Consider the following 6,323-nt stretch of genomic DNA (forward strand, 5'->3'; position numbering starts at 1 on the left):
AGCCAGGCTTTTTTATAGATTAGTGAAATGGAAAGTGTAGGTGACCAATGTGGCAATGGAGCAAAAGGCAGTGCAGGAACAATCCTATGATGAGAATCAGATACAGGTACTGGAAGGTCTGGAAGCGGTTCGGAAGCGTCCGGGAATGTATATCGGTTCAACAAGTGCCAAAGGGCTTCACCATCTTGTTTGGGAAATAGTCGATAATAGTATTGATGAAGCACTGGCAGGCTACTGTTCTGAAATCAATGTGATTATCGAAAAGGATAATAGTATTACGGTAGTGGATAACGGACGCGGTATACCAGTCGGAATCCACGAAAAAATGGGACGCCCGGCAGTTGAAGTCATTATGACGGTTCTGCATGCAGGCGGTAAATTCGGAGGCGGAGGATACAAGGTTTCCGGAGGCCTGCATGGTGTGGGTGCTTCTGTAGTTAATGCTCTCTCGACTGTGCTGGAAGTATTTGTCCATCGTGATGGAAAGAAATATTATCAGAAGTTTGAGCGCGGAGTCCCTAGTGCCGATCTTGAAGTGATTGGGGAATCCGATGATACTGGAACAACTATCCATTTTAAGCCGGACAGTGAAATCTTCACTGAAACGCTGGAATATGATTATGAAACACTTGCAAATCGAATCCGTGAATTGGCATTCCTAAACAGAGGACTAAAAATCACGATTGAGGACCAGCGTGAAGAAAACAAGAAAAATGAATATATGTACGAGGGCGGAATTAAATCGTACGTTGAGCATTTGAACAGAACGAAGGAAGTTCTTCATGAAGAGCCTATCTACATTGATGGTGAACGGGAAGGCATCACTGTTGAAGTATCCATTCAGTATAATGATGGATTTACAAGCAATATCTATTCTTTTGCCAATAATATTCATACCTATGAAGGCGGAACGCATGAATCCGGCTTTAAAACAGCCTTAACAAGGGTTATCAACGACTATGCACGAAAGAATGGCGTCTTTAAAGAGAGTGACGCAAACCTTTCCGGTGAAGATGTCCGTGAAGGCTTAACGGCTATTGTATCCGTTAAACATCCTGATCCTCAGTTTGAAGGGCAGACGAAAACGAAGCTTGGAAACTCAGAGGTACGTGCAGCAACCGATACAATTTTCTCTGAAGCTCTTGAAAAATTTATGCTCGAAAATCCGACGGTAGCCAGAAAAATTGTCGAAAAAGGGCTTATGGCAGCAAGAGCAAGACTGGCAGCCAAAAAAGCAAGGGAGCTTACAAGAAGAAAGAGCGCACTTGAAGTATCCAGCCTGCCTGGTAAACTCGCTGACTGCTCTTCTAAAGATCCTTCTATAAGCGAAATTTATGTGGTTGAGGGTGACTCTGCAGGCGGATCTGCCAAGCAGGGGCGTGACCGTCATTTCCAGGCGATCCTTCCTCTTAGAGGGAAAATACTGAACGTAGAAAAAGCCCGCCTGGATAAAATTCTGTCCAATAATGAGGTCCGTGCGATTATTACCGCGATCGGAACCGGTATTGGCGAAGATTTTGATATCTCCAGGGCCCGTTATCATAAAATTGTTATCATGACGGATGCGGATGTCGATGGTGCACATATCCGCACGTTATTATTAACGTTCTTTTACCGTTATATGAGGCAGATTATTGAAGCTGGCTATATCTATATTGCCCAGCCGCCTCTTTACAAGATCCAGCAGGGCAAAAAGATTGAATATGCTTATAATGACCGCGAGCTGGATAAGATTCTTGGCGAACTTCCGAGCCAGCCTAAGCCGGGAATTCAGCGCTACAAGGGACTTGGGGAAATGAACCCGGGCCAGCTTTGGGAAACGACAATGAATCCGGAATCAAGAACCCTTCTCCAGGTTAATCTTGAGGATGCCATCGAAGCTGACGAAACGTTTGAAATCCTGATGGGTGACAAAGTAGAACCTCGCCGGAACTTTATCGAAGAAAATGCGGTTTATGTAAAGAATCTGGATATTTAATTGTAAAGGCAAACTTACAGCACAGGCCAAGCGCCCTCGCTCTCTTTCAGGATAGAGGTTCTCTATCCTGCTTTTACATAATTGGTTTATTCTTTTTATTTAATGCCCTAAGTTCGTCTAATTTATGAAAAAAGCAGGATCTGTATGGAAAGACCATGCAGGTTTCAGCTAAACGAAGTGACAAACGGATGACAGTTCATCCTGCGTCTCTTTAAAGGAGGTTCCTTTAAATGGCCGATACACCGAATTCTCAAGTAAAAGAAATTAATATTAGCCAGGAAATGCGTTCATCATTCCTGGACTATGCCATGAGTGTAATTGTTTCACGTGCCCTTCCGGACGTACGGGACGGTTTAAAGCCGGTTCACCGAAGAATCTTATATGCAATGCATGATTTAGGAATGCATTCTGATAAACCATTTAAAAAATCAGCCCGTATCGTTGGGGAAGTAATCGGTAAATATCACCCGCACGGTGACTCTGCAGTATATGACACGATGGTGCGTATGGCTCAGGATTTCAACTACCGCTATATGCTTGTTGAAGGACACGGGAACTTCGGTTCTGTTGATGGTGACGCTGCAGCTGCGATGCGTTATACTGAGGCCCGCATGTCCAAAATCTCTATGGAGCTTTTACGCGATATTAATAAAGATACGATTGATTACCAGGATAACTATGATGGTGCAGAGAAAGAACCAGTCGTAATGCCGGCACGTTTCCCAAATCTTCTCGTAAACGGAACGTCTGGAATTGCCGTTGGTATGGCGACCAATATTCCGCCTCATCAGCTTGGTGAAGTAATTGATGGAGTGCTTGCCATCAGCCAGGAGCCGGACCTCACTGTTCAGGAACTCATGGAAATCATTCCAGGTCCAGACTTCCCGACTGCCGGTCTCATTCTTGGGCGAAGCGGCATCCGCAAAGCTTACGAAACAGGCCGCGGTTCCATTACATTAAGGGCTCAAGTGGAAATTGAGCAGAAATCCAATGGAAAAGAAGTTATCATTGTAAATGAAATTCCTTACCAGGTGAATAAAGCTAAGCTGATTGAAAAAATTGCCGAACTGGTCCGGGATAAAAAAATTGATGGCATTACCGATCTGCGTGATGAATCAGATCGCAACGGTATGCGCATCGTAATCGAAGTCCGTAAAGATGCGAATGCCAATGTTCTGCTGAACAACCTTTATAAGCAGACAGCCCTGCAGACAAGCTTCGGTATAAACCTGCTTGCGCTTGTGGATGGCCAGCCTAAGGTTCTGAATCTAAAACAGTGTCTGCAGCATTATCTTGATCACCAAAAGGTCGTAATCCGACGCAGGACAGAATTCGAATTGAAAAAGGCAGAAGCCCGTGCACACATTTTGGAAGGGTTGAGGATTGCCCTTGATCATCTGGATGAAGTAATCAACCTTATCCGCAGTTCTCAGACAACGGATATCGCACGTGAAGGCTTAATGACCAAGTTCAATCTTTCTGAAAAACAGGCTCAGGCGATCCTTGACATGCGTCTGCAGCGTTTGACTGGCTTAGAACGCGAAAAGATTGAAGATGAATATTCAGGCCTTGTCGCTTTAATTGCCGAATTAAAAGCCATTTTGGCTGATGAAGAAAAAGTATTGGAAATTATCCGAGAAGAATTAACCGAAGTAAAAGAGAGATTCAACGATAAACGCCGTACAGAAATAGTTTCCGGCGGCATCGAACAAATCGAAGACGAAGATCTAATCCCGCGTGAGAATATTGTCCTTACGTTAACTCATAAGGGTTATATCAAGCGTCTTCCTGTTTCGACTTACCGTGCCCAAAAACGCGGAGGCCGGGGAATTCAGGGAATGGGCACCAATGAGGATGACTTTGTTGAACACCTCATTACCACTTCCACACACGATACCATCCTTTTCTTTACGAACAAAGGAAAGGTGTATCGTGCTAAAGGATATGAAATACCTGAATTCAGCCGTACTGCGAAAGGAATTCCAATCATTAACCTTCTTGGAGTGGACAAAGATGAATGGGTAAATGCGATTATTCCTGTTGAAGAATTTGCCGATGACTGGTTCCTGTTCTTCACCACTAAACAAGGGATTTCCAAGCGGTCACCATTATCGTCCTTTGCCAATATCCGCAATAATGGCTTAATTGCTCTAAATCTGCGTGAAGATGATGAATTAATTTCGGTGCGTCTGACAGATGGCAGCAAGGAGATCATTATTGGAACCAGCCATGGCATGCTGATCCGATTCCCTGAAGAAGATGTTCGTTCAATGGGAAGAACTGCTACTGGTGTTAAAGGAATCAGCTTAAGTGCCGGAGATGAAGTTGTTGGAATGGAAGTCCTTGAGGATAACAGCCAGATTCTGATCGTAACCAAAAACGGTTATGGAAAACGCACTCCTGCCGGAGAATACCGTGTTCAGGGCAGAGGCGGTAAAGGAATCAAGACCTGCAACATCACAGATAAGAACGGAAGCCTCGTTTCCATGAAAGCTGTCACAGGAGAAGAAGACGTTATGCTTATTACAACAGGCGGCGTACTAATCCGAATGGCAGTGAACGATATTTCCACTATGGGAAGAAACACGCAAGGTGTCAGACTCATACGTATAAATGAAGATGCTGACGAAGCGGTATCCACTGTAGCAAAGGTTGAAAAAGAAGAGGAAAAAGATGAAGAAGAATTAACAAAGCCTCTAGAAGATGCCGATTCACTTCCTGAAGAAGAAGTAAATGGAGATAATAGCGAAGAATAAATTTTAAGGAACACAGATTTGTGTTCCTTTTTTTTGTCCAATTAATGTAAAATGGTATAAAAGACTCATTACATTTGGAGTGTGGAAGCGGTGCGTGTACCTATACAGGAATTAAGAGAGGGCTGTATTTTAACAGAGGATGTTTTCAGTTTGACGAATCGCCCTATTATCAGCAAAAAAACAGTGCTGACGAAGGAACTGCTGGATATTATGAAAATATTCCTGATTGATGAAGCGGAAGTTGAAACCACCATGATTAACGGAAAGCCTTTTGCTTCTGCAGGAAGCTTGGAAGAAGCTGAGGAACTGATAGAATCAAATGAATCAGGTTTTTTAAATACTTTCTTAACAGGCGTTCAACATTTCAAAAGAGAATTTGTGTCCTGGCAATCAGGTCTTCCGGTGGATATTGCAAACATAAGAAATATTATGATTCCGCTGCTTGAAAAAATCGAGAATAACCCCTCCGGAATCTTCTCCCTGCATCACCTATCTACGAATGAAGATTATTTATACCAGCATTCTGTAGCTGTGGGAATGATTAGTGCCTTTATAGGGAAAAAACTGAGTTTGAATAAGGGGGAAATTGTGCAGCTTGCCCTGGGAGGCTGTCTGGCAGATGTAGGCATGGCGAAGATAAACCCATCCATCCTGCATAAAAGCACTTCATTAAACTCGGAAGAATTTGAAGAAATTAAAAGGCATTCAACCCTTAGCTTTAAAATGGTTCAGAATATATCACTATTAAGAGAGAGCACAAAAATCGGCATTATCCAGCACCATGAGCGGCTGGATGGCAGCGGCTATCCGTTTGGAGAACAAAGCAGCAAAATCAATCAGGCTGGAAGAATCATTGCCGCAGCGGATGCATTTCATGCGATGACCTCCCAAAGACTCTACAGACGGAAACAATCTCCATTTAAAGTGCTTGAAATGCTGATTCAGGATAGCTTCGGCAAATATGATATCCCATCCATTCAAGCTCTGGGTTCCGGCATCATGAACTTTTCCATTGGCAGCATGGTGAAGCTCTCAGATGGCCAGACTGCAGAAATACTTTTTATAGAAGGTAAATCACCTACGAGACCGCTTGTGAAACTAGTAGAAACCGGCGAAATAATTCATCTAGAGAGAAACCGCCAGTTATATATTGATGAAGTATTAAAATGACTGCATACCGCGGTCTTTTTTTATTTGGCTCTGTTAAGGCTGGATCCTAAATACAACAGACAAATTTAACAGACCTTACTTTTTGTAAAAAAGATATAGATTCTATTAAAAAGTGCTTGCAATTAATAGATAAGAGCTGGTATACTTATTCAAGTCAGCAAGAGATGAACATCATCATTTGATGAGATAAAAAAACTTGTTGACATTGATTATCAGAAATGATATATTAATTAAGTCGCCTCAAGCGGCGGATTGATCTTTGAAAACTGAACGAACAAAAACGTCAACGTTAAATCATTAGTCTTTTTTGAAAAGACAACTTATGAGCTTAATCAACTCTTATATGGAGAGTTTGATCCTGGCTCAGGACGAACGCTGGCGGCGTGCCTAATACATGCAAGTCGAGCGGACAGATGGGA

3 protein-coding genes and 1 rRNA gene are annotated in these 6,323 nt (G+C 42.9%); all 4 read left to right on the forward strand.

Annotated elements, in window-relative coordinates:
- Window positions 1-55 precede the first annotated feature (55 nt).
- Window positions 56-1,978, forward strand: a complete 1,923-nt coding sequence (gene gyrB / locus DFO72_RS15505) for a DNA topoisomerase (ATP-hydrolyzing) subunit B (protein WP_113885469.1) — start codon at window positions 56-58, stop codon at window positions 1,976-1,978.
- Window positions 1,979-2,208: 230 nt separating this feature from the next.
- Entirely contained in the window at window positions 2,209-4,734 is a 2,526-nt protein-coding gene (gyrA, locus tag DFO72_RS15510) for a DNA gyrase subunit A (RefSeq protein ID WP_113885468.1), read from the forward strand.
- Between the two features lie 90 nt (window positions 4,735-4,824).
- Window positions 4,825-5,904, forward strand: coding sequence for an HD-GYP domain-containing protein (locus DFO72_RS15515; protein WP_113885467.1), 1,080 nt, complete (start codon window positions 4,825-4,827; stop codon window positions 5,902-5,904).
- 340 nt (window positions 5,905-6,244) lie between these two features.
- Window positions 6,245-6,323, forward strand: a 16S ribosomal RNA gene (locus tag DFO72_RS15520); the annotation flags it as partial.

The sequence above is a fragment of the Cytobacillus oceanisediminis genome (genome assembly GCF_004366035.1).
GTDB lineage: Bacteria > Bacillota > Bacilli > Bacillales > Cytobacillaceae > Cytobacillus > Cytobacillus oceanisediminis_C.

Excerpts from the sequence above, each read along its gene's own strand:
- gyrB (WP_113885469.1), top strand. The coding sequence starts at position 56 with ATGGAGCAAAAGGCAGTGCAGGAACAATCCTATGATGAGAATCAGATA.
- gyrA (WP_113885468.1), top strand. The coding sequence starts at position 2,209 with ATGGCCGATACACCGAATTCTCAAGTAAAAGAAATTAATATTAGCCAG.